Origin of the sequence: Streptomyces sp. NPDC093795 (assembly GCF_044764665.1) — a bacterium.
Taxonomy (GTDB): Bacteria; Actinomycetota; Actinomycetes; order Streptomycetales; family Streptomycetaceae; genus Streptomyces.
In genome coordinates this window covers 315,324-331,732 of record NZ_JBIWIO010000008.1, presented here as the reverse complement: position 1 = coordinate 331,732, position 16,409 = coordinate 315,324, and the positions used below count along the sequence as shown (strand labels likewise).

Genomic DNA, 16,409 nt, shown 5'->3' with positions numbered 1-16,409 from the left:
GGGGTAGCCGGTCATGCCGGTCATGGCATGGCTGGTCCGTCGACGAGGGGATTTCCGTGCTCTTCGAGGTGTGGGCGCCGAACGCCCGTGACCGGGTGACGCTGCGGCTGAACGGCTCCGGCCATGCCCTGGAGCGGGACGCCGAGCGGGACGGCTGGTGGACGGGTGTGGTGCCCGCCGAGGAGGGCGACCGGTACGGCTTCGCCCTGGACGGCGGGCCCGTCCTGCCCGACCCGCGCTCCCGCCGGCTGCCCGACGGGCCCGACGGGCTCAGCGCGGTCGTCGACCACTCCACGTACTCCTGGCGGCACGACTCCCCCCGGCTGCGGCTGCGCGGCGCGGTCCTGTACGAGCTGCACCTCGGGACCTACACCCCGGAGGGGACCCTGGACGCGGCCGCCGCGCGCCTCGGGGAGCTGGCGGGCCTCGGCATCACCCATGTGGAGCTGATGCCGCTGTGCCCGTTCCCCGGCGTGCGGGGGTGGGGGTACGACGGGGTGGCGCCGTGGGCGGTGCACGAGCCGTACGGCGGCCCGGAGGCGCTGAAGCGGTTCGTGGACACCGCGCACGGGCTCGGCATGGGCGTGGTCCTCGACGTGGTGCACAACCATCTGGGGCCCTCGGGAAATCATCTCCCGTCCTTCGGCCCGTACTTCACGGAGACCCACCACACCCCGTGGGGCGCGGCGGTGAACCTGGACGCGCCGGGCTCGGACGAGGTCCGGGCGTACTTCCAGGGCAGCGCGCTCGCCTGGCTGCGGGACTACCGGATCGACGGGCTGCGGCTCGACGCCGTGCACGCGCTCGCCGACACCCGGGCCCTGACCTTCCTGGAGGAGCTGTCGGCGGCCGTCGACGAGCTGGCGCGGGAGCAGAGCCGTACGCACTTCCTGATCGCCGAGTCCGATCTCGCGGACCCGCGCACGACCGCGCCGCGCGCGCTCGGCGGGACGGGCGTCCACGCCCAGTGGAACGACGACTTCCACCACTCCCTGCACACCGCCCTGACCGGCGAGGCGCAGGGCTACTACGCGGACTTCGCGCGCGCTCCGATGGCGGCGCTCGCCAAGACCCTGACCCACGTCTTCTTCCACGACGGCACGTACTCGGCCTTCCGCGGCCGTCACCACGGGCGTCCGGTGGACCGGGAGCGCACCCCCGCCCACCGTTTCCTCGGCTATGCCCAGACCCACGACCAGATCGGCAACCGCGCCCTGGGTGACCGGCTCTCGGCCTCCCTCTCCCCCGGTCTGCTTGCCTGCGCGGCGACCCTCGTCCTGACGGCGCCCTCGGTGCCGATGCTCTTCATGGGCGAGGAGTGGGGGGCGAGGACGCCCTGGCAGTACTTCACCGACCACACCGATCCGGAGCTCGCGGAGGCGGTACGGCGGGGCAGGCGGCGGGAGTTCGCGGAGCACGGCTGGGACGAGAACGAGGTCCCCGACCCGCAGGAGCCGGCGACCCGGGACCGCTCGGTCCTCGACCGGGCGGAGCGCGAGCGGGACCCGCACAAGCGGCTGCTCGCCTGGCACCGTGAGCTCATCGCGCTGCGCCGCACCCAGCCGGACCTGACGGACCCGGACCTCGCGGGGGTGAAGGTGGCCTTCGACGAGGAGGCCCGCTGGCTGGTCTTCCGGCGCGGGGTGCTGCGGGTGGCCGTCAACCTGGGCAAGGAGCCGGCGGTGATCCCGCTCGGCACCAACGGCCGCGACCGGGTCCTGGCTGCCTGGGAGCCGGTGGAGTCCCCGGCGGCGGACGGGGCGCTGCGGCTCCCGGGCGAGTCGGCGGTCGTCCTCACCGACGGCTGACCGGGACCGTACGGGCGGCTACTCGACGATCGCCATCTCGTGCGGGGTGTTGTTGAAGCGGAGCCGCCCGCCGTCCTCGGTCGCCGTGACGATGTCCTCGATGCGGACGCCGAAACGGCCCGGGAGGTAGACGCCGGGTTCGATGGAGAAGCACATGCCGGGGACGACGGGGAGTTCCTCGCCCTCGATCATGTACGGGGGTTCGTGCGTGGTGACGCCGATGCCGTGGCCGGTGCGGTGGATGAAGTACTCGCCGTAGCCGGCGTCCGTGATGACCTTGCGGGCCGCCCGGTCGACGTCCTGGCAGGCCACCCCGGGCCGTACCGCCTCGAAGCCGGCCTGCTGGGCCTCCCGTACGAGGTCGTGGACGCGCCGCTCCTCGTCGGTGGGTTCGCCGACGTGGACGGTACGGGTGGTGTCGGAGCCGTAACCGTTCTTGAGGCCGCCGAAGTCGAGGACGACCATGTCGCCGCGCTCGATGACCCGGTCGCCGGCCTCGTGGTGCGGGTTGGCGCCGTTGGGTCCCGAGCCGACGACGGTGAAGTCGACCTGGGAGTGCCCGAAGTTCAGGAGCAGCGCGGCGAGGTCGGCGGCGACGTCGGTCTCCTCGCGGCCGGCGAACCGGACCTTCAGGATCTCGCCGTACGCCTGGTCGGCGGCGGCTCCGGCGGCCGCGATCCTGGCCAGTTCGTGGGCGTCCTTGACGCCGCGGAGCATCGGCAGGGCCTCGGTGAGGGAGACGTACGAGGTGCCGGGCAGGGCCTGCTGGAGGCCGAGGAGGTGCATGGCCCAGGCGTTGTCGCTGACGCCGAAGCGGCCGTCGACGTCGAGGAGGGGCGCGGTGACGGCGTACGGGTCCTTGCCGTCGGTCCAGTCGCGCAGGGTGAGTGCGGCGGCCCCGGCGGCCTTCTCGGCGTCGGGCGCCTCCAGGGTGGGGACGACGAGGACCGGTTCCTGCCCGGCGGCGAGGACGAGGACGGTGAGCCGCTCGGTGATCGCGGTGGGCCGGTAGCCGGTGAGGTAGACGAGGTCGGGGCCGGGGGCGACGAGCACACCCGCGAGTCCGGCGTCGGCGGCGGACTCGGCGGCGCGGGTCATCCGGGCCCGGTAGTCGGCCGCGGTGAAGGGCACGACCTCCTCGACGGCGTCGGTGCTCGGCATGGGGGCTCCTTCTCGGCGGCGTCGTGCCGCGGGCTGTCGTCCCGCGAGGTCTTCCGGATGCGTCCTCGACGTACAGCATCCTGCCCGGGGGCAGGGGCCGCCGCGACCGCTCAGCGGCGGTCCGGGCCCTGGGCGATGAGGCGTTCCAGGAGCTCCTGGAAGTCGTCGCCGACGACGATCCGCAGGTCCCCCCGTTCCTCGTCGTGCTCGCTGAGCTGGGTGAGTGTGCCGCCGCGCCACCAGAAGACGTACGGGCTGATGGCGCCGGGCACGTCCTCGTACCCGGAGGCGGCGAAGGAGGCCATCGCGCCGAGGGCCGGGATGATCGAGGTGTCGCGGATGGGGTGGAAGGCGAGCTGGTGCCGGAAGGGCATCGCGACCAGGGCGCCGTGCTCACCGAGGGGCAGGCCGGTGACGCGCTGGGCCACCCCGTCCAGGTCGAGGACGCGGCTCGCCGTGTAGAAGGAGTCGCCGAGGATGATCTCGAAGCACATGCCGTCGGCGTCGCGGACGGTCTCGTGCTCCTCGACGGGCAGCCCGCGCAGGTTGCGCAGGGCGCGGTCGCGGAGCTGGGAGTGGTCCCCGAGCCGTTCGAGCGCCTCGTCGGTGAGCATCATGACGCTCTCCGGCAGGTCGAGGGCGAGGATCTCGTAGAGGCCGGGGGCGACGGTCCTGGCGTATCCGAAGGCGCCCGCGTCGATGCCGTCGCCGCTGACGACCCGGGGGTAGAGCTGGGAGCGGATCTGTTCGGGCGGCAGGGTGTCGAGGGCGGAGGGGCCGTCCATGGCGCGCACGACCAGGCCGATGTGCCGGTCGATCATGCCGGGCCAGACGCGGGGGCCGCGCCGGTCCTGGTGGCAGACGGCGGCGAGGTTGCCGAGGCCGAAGCGGCGTCCCTTGTCGTCGATGACGTGGTCGGCGTAGACGGTGACCTCGAGGCCGAGTTCGGCGAAGGTCTCCCGGACCCGGCCGCGGAAGAGCGCGGCCTCGCGCTGGGAGAAGTACGCGAACTCGGGGTCCCTCGGTGCGTCGTCGCCGTCCCGCCTGGGTCCTCGTCGCAGCCACCCCACGCCTGCCCGCCTTCCGTCGCCGTTGCGCCCCAGGGTAGCGACTGCGGATGTCAGGTCTTGAGCCGTCGGGTGAACTCGGCTACCGGGCCGGACGGTTCGGCGGGGGTCCGGGACCGCCCGGCGGGAGTTCCGGACGGTTCGGCGTGATTTCCGGCCAGGAGGAGGAGTTCGGTGCGGTGGACGAGCCGGGGCGCCGTCAGGGGGACGGCGGTGGCGCCGGGGACGCTGGCCGCGACCGGCAGGGGCAGCAGCACGAGGCCGTGGCCCGCGGCGGCCAGGGCGGCGAGGGTGCGGGTGTCGGTGCCCTCGTAACGCAGGGCGGTGCGGAAGCCGCGCCCGGCGGGTCCGCCGTGGACCGCTCGGAGCCGGTCGAGGGGGATGCCCGCGGCGGGCGCGTCGAGCCAGCGGGCGTCGGCGAGGTCGTCGAGACGCAGCCCTGTGCGTCCGGCGAGCGGGTGCGCCGCGGGCAGGAGGACGGCGAGCGGTTCCTCGGAGACGCCGGTCGCGGCGAGCGGGGCGATGTCGGGGAGCCGCAGCGGGTCGCTGGGGGCGGCGATCCCGTCGACGAGCCCGGCGTCGGCCTCGCCGGTGGCGACGGCGACGGGCACGCGTTCGCGGGGCAGGCCGCGCAGGGTGACGCCGGTGGCGGGGAGCGCGGCGAGGGTGCGGGGGTGGAGGGCGAGCGGGGAGGCGGCGATGCTCAGGGTCGCGCGGGGCGCGGCCGCGAACCGGTCGAGGTCGGCGCGGGCCGCGTCGAGGCGGAGCAGCAGCGCCCCGGCGTGTTCGGTGAGCCGCTCCCCCGCCGGGGTCGGGGCGACGGGCCGGCGGGTGAGCAGGGGCAGGCCGAGGTCGGCTTCCAGGGCGGCGATGTGCTGGGAGACGGCGGACTGGGTGTAGCCGAGCTCGCGCGCGGCCTCGGAGAAGGAGGCGAGCCGGACGACGGTGACGTACGTACGGAGCAGGTGCGGGTCCATCGGGGCGGCGCTCGCTCAGGACCCGTCGGGGGCGGTGAGGAGGGTGCGGGCGTAGTGGGCGAGGGAGCGGTTGTAGCGGGGCAGGAGGGGGGCGAGGGCGCCGAGGGCGAGGGACGCGGCCTCGCGGTCGCGTCCGGTGTCGGCGAGGGCGAGGGCGAGGAAGGCGTCGACGGCTCCGGCGAGGGCGGTCTCGTCGGCGTCGAGCCGGTCGGCGGGGATGTCCCGTTCCGCGGTGAGGAGTTCGACGCTGCGGTCGGGGCGGCCGAGGTTGCGCAGGCTGCTGGCGAGCTGGATGACGGCCCGGCGGCGGCGGAGCCCGGTGAGGCCCTGGTCGAGGGCCCGCCGGTAGAGGCGGACGGCTTCTTCCGGCTGCCCGGTGGAGTCGTGGGCGGCGCCCTGTTCGAAGAGGGCGGCGGCGTCGTCGGCGGTCCGCTCGGCGGCGAGTTCGGCGACGCGGGCGCGGAAGTCGGCGGGCTCGTACGCGTCGAGGTTCTCCCAGAGGGCGGAGACGCGGCGCTCCCAGTCCTGATCGTTCGTCATGCGGCCAGCCTATCCACCTTCCCATAAGCGTTCGCGATGGATGATGCAGGAATCATCGTTGGACGTGAACCGGGGCGGCCGCCCAGCATGGTGGCCATGCACACGAACACACTCCCCCGGACCCTGCGCACCCCTCGTATCGCCCTGGTCGGCGACCGCTCGCCGCACGTCCGCTCCCACGTCCGCGTCCCCCTCCTCCTGGAAGCGCTCGCGGAGCGGGACGGTCTCGCCCTCGACGCGTACTGGATCCCCACCGGGGACGCGGAGGCGCCGGGCGCGGTGAAGGGCTTCGACGCGGTGTGGGTGCTGCCGGGCAGTCCGTACGCGAGCGAGACGGGGGCGCTCGCCGCGATCCGTACCGCCCGCGAGGACGGCGTCCCGTTCCTCGGCACCTGCGGCGGTTTCCAGCACGCCCTTCTGGAGTACGCGCGGAACGTCTGCGGCCTGACCGGGGCGGCGCACGCCGAGAACGATCCGGCGGCCGACCGGGGCGACCTGCTGATCGCGCCGCTCGCCTGCTCGCTCGTGGGTCACGAGGGGGTCGTACGGGTCACCCCGGGGTCCCTCGCCGAGCGGGCCCTCGGCGCGGAGCGGACCACCGAGCGGTACCACTGCAACTACGGTTTCGACACCCGGCACCTGGACACCCTGGGGGCGCACGGGCTGCGGTTCACGGGCGCGGACGAGGAGGGCGGGCTCCGCATCGCGGAGCTGCCGTCGCACCCGTTCTTCCTGGCGACCCTCTTCCAGCCGGAACTCGCGGGCGACGGCACCCGGCCGCATCCGCTGATCCGGGCGCTCGCGGCGGCGGCGGTGACGTACGCGGCGGCGCGGGAGGGGGACCGTACGACGACACCCTCCCCCATCGGACAGGCCCTGGTGCGCTAGCTCATGTGCACGTCGAGGTGAGCGCGGGCGCGGCCGCTTGCGACCAGGCGGGCGTTTGCCTCGTCCGAGGTGTGGACCCAGCGTTCGGCGTGGGCGCGGGTCTTGCCGAAGCGGACGTGCCGGTCGATGAGCCGGGGGACGCGGTGCCGGTCGTCGAGGTGCACGTACCAGGCCTCGTCGAGGAGGGGCAGGACCCCGGCCCAGGCCCCCTCGTCGTGCAGGAGGTAGTTGCCCTCGGTGATGACGAGCGGGACCCCCGGGTCGACGGGGATCGCTCCGGCGACCGGCTCCTCCAAGGAGCGGTCGAAGGCGGGCGCGTAGACGGTGGTGCCGGGCTCGGGGGCGCGCAGCCGGGCGAGGAGCGCGGTGTACCCGGCGGCGTCGAAGGTGTCGGGCGCGCCCTTCCTGCCGGCCCTGCCGAGGCGTTCCAGTTCGGCCTGGGCCAGGTGGAAGCCGTCCAGGGGGACGAGGACGGCGAGCCCGTCGAGACGGTCGACGAGCCGCGCGGCGAGCGTGGACTTCCCGGCGCCCGGCGCACCTGCGAGGCCGAGGACGCGGCGGGTCCTCGCTCCCTGGACCGGCTCGGCCAGGGCACGCGCGCGCGTGGCGAGGCGCTCGAATTGTTGCGGGTCCATGTCGGGCATTCTCACATCGGGCGTGCCGGTTGACGCGGGTAGATTCATACGTATTACGTTTGTCCCATGCCGTCCATCGCACTCGTGACCCTCGTCGTCCGTGACTACGACGAGGCCATCGCCTTCTTCACCGACGCCCTCGGGTTCGACCTCGTCGAGGACACCGACCGGGGCAACGGCACCCGCTGGGTCGTCGTGCGTCCGCGCGGCGCGGCCGGGGTCGGCGGCCTCGGCAACGCCGGCCTGCTCCTGGCCCGCGCCAAGAACGACGCCGAGGAGGCCTCCGTCGGCAACCAGACGGGCGGCCGCGTCGGCTTCTTCCTCCACACCGAGGACTTCGCCCGCGACCACGACCGGATGACGGCGGCCGGCGTGAAGTTCCTGGAGGAGCCGCGCCACGAGCCCTACGGCTCGGTCGCCGTCTTCGAGGACCTGTACGGCAACAGGTGGGACCTCCTCCAGCCGGCCGATCCGGCCGATCCGGGCGCGTAGGGCAGGTCGGGCGCGTAGGAGCCCCGAGTCACGGCCGGAGTCCGATGTGTTTGAGGGCGACCGTGCTGAGGTCGGCGATGGCCTGCCGATCCCCCTGACGCCAGGCGTCGGCCCATCCGTCGGGCGGAGCCGGCAGTTCGGCCAGCGCGCCCGGAGGGCCGGTGAGGGCGCGCAGAGCGAGCAGGTCGGCGCCGCCGGGAGCCTCGGCGAGGCGGCGCAGGGTGCTGCTGCGCCGGATCCAGAGCAGGCGCGGCGGGAGCCACAGCAGCAGGACGAAGAGCACCGGGATGACGATGAGGGCCGTCGTGATCACGTCGGCGACCTGGGTGACGGTCTCCTGGAGCGACACTCCCGCGTCGGCGAAGCCGGAGCTGGCGTCGGCCGCGGACTGGAGCGGCTTCTTCAGTGCGCCGCCGATGAGAGGCACGTCCGACGCCGCGTCTCCCGCGTTGCCGAGCTCCTCGGCGAGGCTGTCGCCGGAACTCTCCACCTTGCGCCCCGGTTCGGCCAGCAGCATGATCGTCCCGCGGACGACGAGGGCCGCCCACACCGCGGCGGCGATCAGGGCCACGGCGATCAGGTCCGCGAGCACCTGGCGGTTCCGACGGGCGGGTGTCTGGGCGTAGAGGCGCAACGGAGGGCTCCCGTCCGAGTCATGGCGTCGAGCATGTCCGGCCGCCCCGGCCGCCCAGGTCGCGACTCGGCCGACCGGTCGTCGGAGTCAACTCTTCCACCCCACCTCACGGACAAACGTGCGAGACACGGGGCACGCCGGGAGCCCTGACATGTGCCGTCTCAGAGGCGCACGCCCCGCCGTCCCGGAGGCGCACGCCCCGCCGTCTAGGAGGCGCACCGCCCTCTCAGAGGTGGCCGTCCAAGAGCTCCCGGGCCTCGGCGGCGGTCAGGGGCCCCGTGCCGTGCGCCACCGCCTCCCCCTCCTTCAGCAGGACGTAGGACGCGGCTCCGGTGATCCCATAGCGCTCGGTCGCGGCCGGACAGCGTGTGATGTCGGTGCGGACCGCCGTCAGGCGATCCGCGTACGCGTCGGCGATGCCGTCCACGACGAGGTCCATCGCCCGGCAGGGCTCGATCGCCTTGGGCCATGTCCCGACGAAGTACGCGAGGACCGGGACTCTGCTCATCCCGAGGATGAAATCGAACTCCGCGTCCTCACGGGGCTGGTGAACCCGCCTCGCCATGGAAGCTCCTGACCTCGTGTTCCGTCATTCCCTCCTCATCATCCTGTATCGAGATCCTGTATCGAGCCAGGTACGTGGTCCTCCGCTCCGGGAAAACCGCTGTCGTACGGCACCCCCGGCTCCCTACACTCACGTCTCGGCGCGCACCGGTCGGTGCGCCGCCGAGCCGTCCGACCGAGGGGAGAAGACCGTGCGCAGCCACCGTGCCGTCGCCGTGTCCTCCTCCCGTGCCCGGTACGACGTGATCCTCGCCTCCTCCGCCGAGCGGTGGCGGCTGCGCGCCCGCCATCGCCGCCCGTGACGACGTCACATCCCTGACCGTCGTCCGGGAATCGCGCTGCCCTGTTCTCCACGCAGCAGCGAAAGGCACGAGACCGTGCGTACCCCTGACAGCATCACGACCGTCCGCAACCTCGGCATCCTCGCCCACGTAGACGCGGGCAAGACCACCGTCACCGAGCGGTTCCTGTACCTCGCCGGCGCCACCCACAAGCGCGGCGAGGTCCACGACGGCACGACCGTCACGGACTTCGACCCGCAGGAGCGGGACCGGGGCATCACGATCTTCGCCGCGGCCGTCAGCTGCGACTGGGCCGGGCACCGGATCAACCTGATCGACACCCCGGGGCACGTCGACTTCTCCGACGAGGTCGAGCGTTCGCTGCGCGTCCTCGACGGCGCCGTCGCCGTCTTCGACGCCGTCGCGGGCGTCGAGCCGCAGAGCGAGACGGTGTGGCGGCAGGCCGACCGGCACGGCGTCCCGCGCATCGCGTTCGTCAACAAGCTGGACCGCGCGGGCGCGGAGCTCGACAGCGCCGTCGAGTCGATCCGTACCCGCCTGGGCACCGTCCCGCTCCCCGTGCAGCTTCCCATCGGGCGCGAGGACGGCTTCACCGGCGTCGTGGACCTGGTCCGGATGCGGGCGTACGTGTGGGCCGACGGCGCCGACACGTACACCGATCAGGCGGTCCCCGACGAGCTCCGCGACGACGCCCGGCACCGCAGGCGACGACTTGAGGAGACGGTGGCGGAGCTGCATCCGGGCGCCCTTGAGGAGTTCTGCGCGGATTCCGCGCTCTCCGAAGGGACGCTGAGGGCGGCGCTCCGCGATCTCACCCTCGGCGGGGAGGCCGTGGTCGTCCTCTGCGGCTCGGCGTACCGCAACCGCGGGATCGAACCGCTCCTCGACGCCGTCGTCGCGTACCTCCCGGCTCCGTCGGACATGCCGCCGGTCCGTGGTGAGGTTCCGGCGGACCCGGAGGCGCCGTTCACCGCGCTCGCGTTCAAGGTGAGCGCGACCGCCACCGGCCGTATGACGTACGTCCGCGTCTACGCGGGCACGATCGCGAAGGGGGACACCGTGCTCGACGCCGTCACCGGCCGCACCGAGCGGATCGCCCGCATCCTGCGGGTCCAGGCCGACCGGGCGACCGAGCTCGACGCGGCGCGCGCCGGTGACATCGTCGCCGTCGTCGGGCCGAAGACCGCCCGCGCCGGTACGACGCTGTGCGCCCCGGGCGCGCCGGTCGTCCTCGAACCGCCGACGACCGCCGACCCGGTGGTCTCGGTCGCCGTGGAGGCCCGCCGGAGCACGGACACCGGCCGCCTGTCGACGGCCCTCGCCCGCCTGTCGGAGGAGGACCCGTCGCTGGTCGTGCGCTCCGACCCGGAGACGGGTCAGACAGTCCTCTCGGGGCTCGGTGAACTGCATCTGGAGGTCGCGGTGGAGAAGCTGCGGCGCGACCGGGCCCTTGAGGTCACGGTCGGCCGTCCGCAGGTCGCGTACCGGGAGACGGTGGCGAAGGGCGTGACGGGCCTGCTGTACCGGCATGTGAAGCAGGACGGCGGGGCGGGCCAGTTCGCGCACGTCGTCATCGATCTCGAACCTCTCGCCATCGGCGCGGAGTTCGAGTTCCGCTCCACGGTCACGGGCGGGCGTGTCCCCCAGGAGTACGTCCGCGCGGTCGAAGCCGGCTGCCGGGACGCCCTCGTGGACGGTCCCCTCGGCGGGCACCCGGTGACGGGCGTCCGGGTCACGCTCACGGACGGCGCCACGCATCCGAAGGACTCCTCGGAGATGGCGTTCCGTACGGCGGGCCGCTTCGCGCTCCGCGAGGCGCTCCGCGCGAGCGCCATGACGCTGCTGGAACCGGTGGCCGAGGTCACGGTCACGGTTCCGGCGGAGTCCGTCGGGACGGTCCTCGGTGACCTCGCGGCGCGCCGGGGCCGGGTCACGGACCAGACGACCCGCGCCGGTACGGCGGTGGTGGCGGCGACGATCCCCCTGGCCGAACTCTTCGGCTACGCGTCCCGCCTCCGCGGCCGCACCCAGGGCCGGGGCACGTTCACGACCCGACCGACGGGGTACGCGCCGACGCCGGAGCGTGCGTCTGGCGTGCGGTGACCTGAGTGGGGGGCGGGGGGCTGGTCTCTGGCGGGGGGCCGGTCTCCGCCGGGGGTGGCCTCCGGCCGCGAGGCCGACCTCCGACGGGGGTGGCCTCCGGCCGCGCGATCAGTCTCCGGCGGCAGCTGCGCGCACCGCGTCTGCCAGGGGCAAGGCCGTGCCCTTCTCGAACTCGGCGGTGTACGAGGGCTCACCCAGCGCCGCCCGGGCCACGGCGGCGATGCGGAGAGCGGTTCGTTCCGCGATAAGTCCTAAGAGGCGGAGGGGTGCAGGGACTCGAAGTGGAACGCGTTGATGTAGCAGTCGCGGGGCTGCTGGATCGCGAAGGTGATGCAGTCGATCACCGACTGCGCGGCGAGCGGGTCCTGCGCTCCGCGCGGGGTGGCGTCCCACTCCGGGGACAGCGGGTCACGGCCGCTGTCGAAGTCCGGCGGGAACAGGGAGATGACGCGGACGCCCTGGGGGCGCAGGCGCCGTGAGAGCGCCTCGGTGAAGCCCCTCTGCCCGTGCTTGGCGGCGAAGTAGGCCTCGTGCGCCACGGGGTGCGACGCGCCGGGGACACCGCAGACGGAGACCATCGTGACGACGTCGGGGCGGTCGGAGGCGAGCAGCAGCGGCAGGAGGTTCTTGGTCACGAGGATGGTGCCGGTGCTGCCCGAGGCGAGCGTGTCGGCCACGTCCTCGTCGGAGACCGAGAGGAGGTCCGGGCCCGCCAGCCAGCGTGCGCCGTTGTTCACGAGGACGTCGACGCGGTCGGTGCGGCGGCCGACCGCCGCGGCGAACGCGCGGATCGACGCGGGGTCGGCGAGGTCACAGGCGAAGGCGTGCACGCGGTCGCGGTCCCGGTCCCGGTCGCCGCCACGATCACGGTCCCGGTCGCGTATCTCGTCGCGGGTGCGTTCGGCCGCTTCCAGGCTGCGCGCGGCCAGGAAGAGTTCGGCACCGAGGGCGGCGAAGTGGTGGGCGAGCGCGCGGCCGAAGTCGCGGCCCGCGCCGGTGATGACCACGCGGCGGTCGGTGAGGTTCATGGATGTCCGTCGATTCTGTCGATCACGTACAAGGCAGCCTAGATGGCCTCTGGTTGCGGGCTCTCGGCCGAGGGCTGCGTGCGCCGCTGCCGCCGCATGAGGACCGCCATCCAGACCGCCATCCCCGCGAACAGCACGGCACTCGCAGCCGACATCACCCCCATGACCGCCGCACCGCCACCGCCGAGATCCTCCTCACGGGCGACCACCTGCGGATCGTCCGCCCGGTACCGGATGTCCATGGGGGTGCCGGCCGAGCTGTTCATGCCGCCGCTTCCCACGGGCAGCGTCGCCGACACGATCCGCCCGTCGACCTCGAACGAGACCTTGCATCCGCCCGCCATGCAGGGGGCGTTCGTCGTCAGCGTCGCCTGCGCCGGGACGCCGTCCTGGAGGGTACGGAGATGCTGGGCCACCGGAAGCGCCACAAACCCCGACAGCGCGCTCAGGAGCAGCGCGAGTACCACCGCGAACCACAGTCCCGCACGCGCCCCGAGCACTCCCTCGGCCATGTCTTCCGCCCCCTGCGCTCGTGTCCGCCCGTCCGGTCGAACACAATACGCACAGGCTGAGGTCGGCTGGGCGACCCGCGCCCGACCCGCGTCTGACAGGATGCGTGTATCCGCCCTCCACCGCACATGGGCAGGCGGGTACACGCGCGACGCGAGGAGCGACACCCCATGAGCACCACCCCCGCCGGCTACCTCTCCGGCCTCTTCTCCCTCGAAGGGCGCACCGCCCTCGTCACGGGCGGCAGTTCCGGCATCGGCCGGGCGATCGCGGGCGGATTGGCCCGCGCCGGGGCGGGTGTCGTGGTCGTGGCCCGCAAGGAGGCCGAGCTCGTCGCGACCGTCGACGAGCTGACGGCAGACGGCTGCCGGGCCGCCTGGGTGAGCGGCGACCTGAGCACCCGTACGGGGATCAAGGCGGCGGCCGAGCAGTCGGCGGCCGTCTTCGGGGAGCCCGACATCCTGGTCAACTCGGCGGGTATCAACCTCCGTCCGCCGCTCGGCGAGCTGGGCGAGGACGTGTGGGACGCGACCATGACCGTGAACCTGGAGGCGCCCTTCCTCCTCGGTCAGCGTTTCGGTCCCGGTATGGCGGAGCGCGGGTTCGGGCGGATCATCCACATCACCTCGCAGCAGGCGCACCGCGCCTTCGTGCAGAGCGGGGCGTACGGGGTGTCGAAGGGCGCCCTGGAGTCGCTCGCCCGTTCGCAGGCCGAGGCCTGGTCCCCGTACGGCGTCACCTGCAACACCCTCGTCCCCGGCTTCGTACTGACCCCGCTCAACCAGCGCCTCGCCTCAGACCCGGAGAAGGTCACCGCCCTCGCCGCCCGCACGATGGTCGGCCGCAACGGCCTCGCCGAGGACTTCGCGGGCGCGGCCGTCTTCCTGGCGAGCACCTCGTCCGCGTACGTGACGGGCCAGTCCCTCTTCGTGGACGGCGGCTTGTCCGTCCACTGAACCCGTGCCATCGTCGGCACGCTGCGCAGTGGCCCCGACACAGGTGGTAATAGCGGTAAACCCCCTGCACAGCGGCACGACTTCTGCTGAGATGTACCCCCGGCGGGTAGCCGGACGATCATGAGGGACGGGGATGCGACGGGGGTTCGGAGAACGCTTGGGGCTGCCCGGCGCGCTGGGTCCCTTACCCCTCGCACCACTCGCACCCAGGTACGCCGAGTTGATGGACCATCAGCGCGCGGCGGGGTTGCGGCACTTCGGTGAGGCTCTGGTCGGGAACGGGGAGACGCTGTCCTTCGTGGACGGGCTGTTCCTCTGCGCCGGGAACCGGCGGCACCACATCGGCGCCGCCCGTCTGCGCGGTCTCGCGGACGCCCGGCCACCTTCGCAGGGCCCTCTACTGAGGCTCCTCGCCGACGTCCAGACCCGTGACGCGGCCCTCCTGCGACGCGTCCTGCTCCACCAACTGATCGCACTCCTCCAGGAGTCCGGCGGACGGCGCACCGTCTCCGGGCTCGGTCTCGATCCGGCCGATGAGGCCGTGCTCGTACAGGCCGTGCCCACCGTGCCCGTTCTCGACGCCCGGCAGCGCAAGGCGGCCGAGTCCCTCGGCGGGCTCTGGCAGCAGCGCCGGTTACGGGCCGTCGCGCGGGCCCTCGACACCCTCGGCCCGGCCGTGGTCAGGGTGGATCCCGCCCTCGCGCACCTCGCCGCCCGGCTTGCCCGCCGTCTCGGCCGCTGCGACCGTTCGCTCGCCGCCGCTCGCGCCGGCCGGGACGCGGAGACGGCACGTACCCACTATCTGGACGCGCTCGGGCTCGCCGCCGACGACGACACGGCGACGCGCGGCCTGATCATGCTGGGGCGGCCACGGCGCCACGAGGACGCCCCGCTGGCCGCCCGGCTCTCCGGCGACCGGGTCCTGCTCTCCTGGCCGGGGGCCGACGGGCGGTGTTGGCGTGCGATCCGCCTCACCCGGGGAGCGGACCGGTCGGCCGTGGTCCCCGTGGCCGCCTCCGGGCAGCCGGGCACCGCCGTCGATCACCATCCGCGGCGCGGAACTCTCGTGCGGTACGCGGTGTTCCCGCTGCGCGACGGGGTTCCCGACGCGCCTCCGCTGGTCTCGGGGCCCCTGCTCATCGCGCCCGGCGTCGAGGACCTCACCGTCACCGACGGGCCCGCGCGGCTCACGGCCCGCTGGACCCGCCCGCCCCGCACCGCGCGCGTGACGGTCACCCTGCATGCTGCCGGGTCCTCCGAGGCCGACGCTGACATCGCCTCCGCCGGGAGCGTCCTCGCGTGCCATGACGTGGGCGCCGACGTGGACACGTACACCTTCACGGGGCTCCGGCCGGGCTCCTACCTCGTCCGTGTCGTCTGCCACCACCCCTCGCCCGAGGGCCGGGAGGTGGAGTCCGAGGCTGTACGGGCCTCCGGTGTCGTCCACGCGTGGCCCGAGGCGCTCACCTCGCTCACCGCCGAGCCGGACCCGGGGGGCGGCGTCCGGTTCGCCGGGCAGGGCGCGGCGGGCGCCGAGGTGCGGCTCGTGGCCTGGACCGGCCCCGGAGGGGCGCCGCCCGAGGGCACCGGTCTTCGTACGGACGCCCTGCCCGGGGCGCTCCCCTGGGCCGCGTACGGCACGTCACACCCCGTGGAACCGCCCTCCGCCTTCGCGGGGCTGGTCGTCGCGGTGGCCGTCCTCGGGGAACGGGCCCTCGTCGGGCCCGCGGTACGAGTCGACGTCCCCGCGCCCGTGACCGGGCTCCAGGCGTTGCGCGAGACCGGCGGGCACGTCCGGCTCACCTTCGACTGGCCCGCCGACGCCGGTTCGGTGGAGGCCGAGTGGGAACAGCGGGGCGCCCGGGACCGGGTCCGGGTCAGCCGGTCGGGATTCTTCCGGGAAGGGCTGCGGCTGCCGATCGGGCCGGCCGGGGCCCGGATATCCGTGCGCGCGACCTCCCGCCACGAGCCGCTCGCCGGTTCGCCCGGCACGGACGTGGTGGACCGGACGGTCGTCGTCGTCCGGCGCGCCCCCGCCGTGCTCGACCTCCCCGGCGAGGTCGTCGTCTCGTACCGCCTCGTGACCCGACGCCGGGGCCTCACGCGCAGGGCGACACCCGAGGCGATCGAGGTGACGGTGACGGGAGCGGGCGTCGACGACCACCCCGCCGAGGCGGGCCTGCCCGGCGCCCCCAACCGCGCCGACCTGCCCGGCCACCCCAGCAGCGCCCGACTGCCCGGCTCCCGCAGCGGCGCCGGCCTACCGGGCTCCCCCGCCGGCACGGACCTGCCCGGCTCCCCCGCCCGCACGGGCCTGCCCCACGCCCCCACCGGCGCCGGCCTCCCCGTCGCCCCCACCGGCGCCGCCCTCCCCAGCTCCCCCGCCCGCACGGATCTGCCCCACGCCCCCACCGGCGCCGCCCTCCCCGGCTCCTCCCCCTCCCCCGCCCCCGTCACCGCCGTCGACGCCCCGCCCCGTCCCGCCCCCCACCCCTCCCTCCCCGACTTCGTGCTCGTCAGCCGTGCCGGTGACGCCGCCACCGCGCGGCCCCGGCATCAGGAGGACGGTGACGTCCTCGTGCGGCTGACCGGGGCCGAGCTGGCCGCCTCGGCGCGCACGACCCTCGCGCTGCCCGCCGGGCCGCTCCGGCCGCCCTACGCCCTGCGCGCGTTCCTCGCCGGCGAGCACGCCGGCTCCGTACGCCTCGAAGAACCCGCCCTCTCGACCCTGGTGGTGCGCTGAC

General features: G+C 74.1%; 15 protein-coding genes. 6 read left to right on the top strand and 9 right to left on the bottom strand.

Translation table 11 applies throughout. The annotated features are described in order from the left end of the window. The first annotated feature begins 56 nt into the window (after positions 1-56). Positions 57-1,808 (top strand): malto-oligosyltrehalose trehalohydrolase, encoded by a 1,752-nt coding sequence (gene treZ, locus ACIRB7_RS22985; RefSeq protein WP_403601659.1) that lies wholly within the window; start codon positions 57-59, stop codon positions 1,806-1,808. Positions 1,809-1,826: 18 nt separating this feature from the next. Here treZ and ACIRB7_RS22980 read toward each other — a convergent pair whose 3' ends face one another. From ACIRB7_RS22980 to ACIRB7_RS22965, 4 genes are all read right to left on the bottom strand, one after another. Beyond that, positions 1,827-2,969: an aminopeptidase P family protein gene (locus tag ACIRB7_RS22980; protein ID WP_403601657.1), complete on the bottom strand. Its 1,143-nt coding sequence runs from the start codon at positions 2,967-2,969 to the stop codon at positions 1,827-1,829. A 110-nt stretch (positions 2,970-3,079) separates the two neighbouring features. Beyond that, a complete protein-coding gene (locus ACIRB7_RS22975) occupies positions 3,080-4,039 on the bottom strand; it encodes a hypothetical protein (RefSeq protein ID WP_403601655.1) in 960 nt (319 codons plus the stop codon). Between the two features lie 50 nt (positions 4,040-4,089). Then, positions 4,090-5,013 carry a LysR family transcriptional regulator gene (locus ACIRB7_RS22970; protein ID WP_403601653.1) on the bottom strand — a complete coding sequence of 308 codons (924 nt, stop codon included), beginning with the start codon at positions 5,011-5,013 and terminating at the stop codon, positions 4,090-4,092. 15 nt (positions 5,014-5,028) lie between these two features. After that, a complete protein-coding gene (locus tag ACIRB7_RS22965; RefSeq protein ID WP_403601650.1) occupies positions 5,029-5,553 on the bottom strand; it encodes a tetratricopeptide repeat protein in 525 nt (174 codons plus the stop codon). Between the two features lie 96 nt (positions 5,554-5,649). On the opposite strand from ACIRB7_RS22965, the gene ACIRB7_RS22960 reads away from it, so the two are divergent. Next, positions 5,650-6,441, top strand: a complete 792-nt coding sequence (locus ACIRB7_RS22960) for a hypothetical protein (RefSeq protein ID WP_403601647.1) — start codon at positions 5,650-5,652, stop codon at positions 6,439-6,441. On the opposite strand, the gene ACIRB7_RS22955 is transcribed toward ACIRB7_RS22960, so the two are convergent. Next, on the bottom strand, positions 6,438-7,076 hold the full coding sequence (locus ACIRB7_RS22955; protein WP_403601643.1) for a nucleoside/nucleotide kinase family protein: 639 nt from the start codon (positions 7,074-7,076) through the stop codon (positions 6,438-6,440). The genes ACIRB7_RS22960 and ACIRB7_RS22955 overlap by 4 nt on opposite strands. 66 nt (positions 7,077-7,142) lie before the next feature. Between ACIRB7_RS22955 and ACIRB7_RS22950 the strand changes: the two genes are divergently transcribed. After that, on the top strand, positions 7,143-7,568 hold the full coding sequence (locus ACIRB7_RS22950; RefSeq protein ID WP_403601641.1) for a VOC family protein: 426 nt from the start codon (positions 7,143-7,145) through the stop codon (positions 7,566-7,568). 28 nt (positions 7,569-7,596) lie between these two features. On the opposite strand, the gene ACIRB7_RS22945 is transcribed toward ACIRB7_RS22950, so the two are convergent. Together ACIRB7_RS22945 and ACIRB7_RS22940 are read right to left on the bottom strand one after the other, a co-directional pair. Continuing rightward, a complete protein-coding gene (locus tag ACIRB7_RS22945; protein WP_403601639.1) occupies positions 7,597-8,202 on the bottom strand; it encodes a hypothetical protein in 606 nt (201 codons plus the stop codon). Positions 8,203-8,428: 226 nt separating this feature from the next. Beyond that, positions 8,429-8,767, bottom strand: coding sequence for a thioredoxin family protein (locus ACIRB7_RS22940; RefSeq protein WP_403601636.1), 339 nt, complete (start codon positions 8,765-8,767; stop codon positions 8,429-8,431). Between the two features lie 376 nt (positions 8,768-9,143). On the opposite strand from ACIRB7_RS22940, the gene fusA reads away from it, so the two are divergent. Further along, a complete protein-coding gene (gene fusA / locus ACIRB7_RS22935) occupies positions 9,144-11,171 on the top strand; it encodes an elongation factor G (RefSeq protein WP_403601635.1) in 2,028 nt (675 codons plus the stop codon). A gap of 251 nt (positions 11,172-11,422) precedes the next feature. On the opposite strand, the gene ACIRB7_RS22930 is transcribed toward fusA, so the two are convergent. Beyond that, positions 11,423-12,199, bottom strand: coding sequence for an SDR family oxidoreductase (locus ACIRB7_RS22930; RefSeq protein WP_403601632.1), 777 nt, complete (start codon positions 12,197-12,199; stop codon positions 11,423-11,425). Between the two features lie 38 nt (positions 12,200-12,237). Beyond that, entirely contained in the window at positions 12,238-12,711 is a 474-nt protein-coding gene (locus tag ACIRB7_RS22925; RefSeq protein WP_403601630.1) for a hypothetical protein, read from the bottom strand. 168 nt (positions 12,712-12,879) lie between these two features. Between ACIRB7_RS22925 and ACIRB7_RS22920 the strand changes: the two genes are divergently transcribed. After that, on the top strand, positions 12,880-13,665 hold the full coding sequence (locus ACIRB7_RS22920; protein WP_403601627.1) for an SDR family NAD(P)-dependent oxidoreductase: 786 nt from the start codon (positions 12,880-12,882) through the stop codon (positions 13,663-13,665). A gap of 223 nt (positions 13,666-13,888) precedes the next feature. After that, positions 13,889-16,408, top strand: coding sequence for a hypothetical protein (locus ACIRB7_RS22915; RefSeq protein ID WP_403601625.1), 2,520 nt, complete (start codon positions 13,889-13,891; stop codon positions 16,406-16,408). Position 16,409 lies beyond the last annotated feature (1 nt).

What these genes read in the sequence shown, in the direction of transcription:
- ACIRB7_RS22980 (WP_403601657.1), bottom strand. Translation starts at nt 2,969, where the DNA reads ATGCCGAGCACCGACGCCGTCGAGGAGGTCGTGCCCTTCACCGCGGCC.
- ACIRB7_RS22970 (WP_403601653.1), bottom strand. Translation starts at nt 5,013, where the DNA reads ATGGACCCGCACCTGCTCCGTACGTACGTCACCGTCGTCCGGCTCGCC.
- ACIRB7_RS22965 (WP_403601650.1), bottom strand. Translation starts at nt 5,553, where the DNA reads ATGACGAACGATCAGGACTGGGAGCGCCGCGTCTCCGCCCTCTGGGAG.
- ACIRB7_RS22960 (WP_403601647.1), top strand. Translation starts at nt 5,650, where the DNA reads ATGCACACGAACACACTCCCCCGGACCCTGCGCACCCCTCGTATCGCC.
- ACIRB7_RS22955 (WP_403601643.1), bottom strand. Translation starts at nt 7,076, where the DNA reads ATGGACCCGCAACAATTCGAGCGCCTCGCCACGCGCGCGCGTGCCCTG.
- ACIRB7_RS22950 (WP_403601641.1), top strand. Translation starts at nt 7,143, where the DNA reads ATGCCGTCCATCGCACTCGTGACCCTCGTCGTCCGTGACTACGACGAG.
- ACIRB7_RS22940 (WP_403601636.1), bottom strand. Translation starts at nt 8,767, where the DNA reads ATGGCGAGGCGGGTTCACCAGCCCCGTGAGGACGCGGAGTTCGATTTC.
- ACIRB7_RS22930 (WP_403601632.1), bottom strand. Translation starts at nt 12,199, where the DNA reads ATGAACCTCACCGACCGCCGCGTGGTCATCACCGGCGCGGGCCGCGAC.
- ACIRB7_RS22925 (WP_403601630.1), bottom strand. Translation starts at nt 12,711, where the DNA reads ATGGCCGAGGGAGTGCTCGGGGCGCGTGCGGGACTGTGGTTCGCGGTG.
- ACIRB7_RS22920 (WP_403601627.1), top strand. Translation starts at nt 12,880, where the DNA reads ATGAGCACCACCCCCGCCGGCTACCTCTCCGGCCTCTTCTCCCTCGAA.
- ACIRB7_RS22915 (WP_403601625.1), top strand. Translation starts at nt 13,889, where the DNA reads ATGGACCATCAGCGCGCGGCGGGGTTGCGGCACTTCGGTGAGGCTCTG.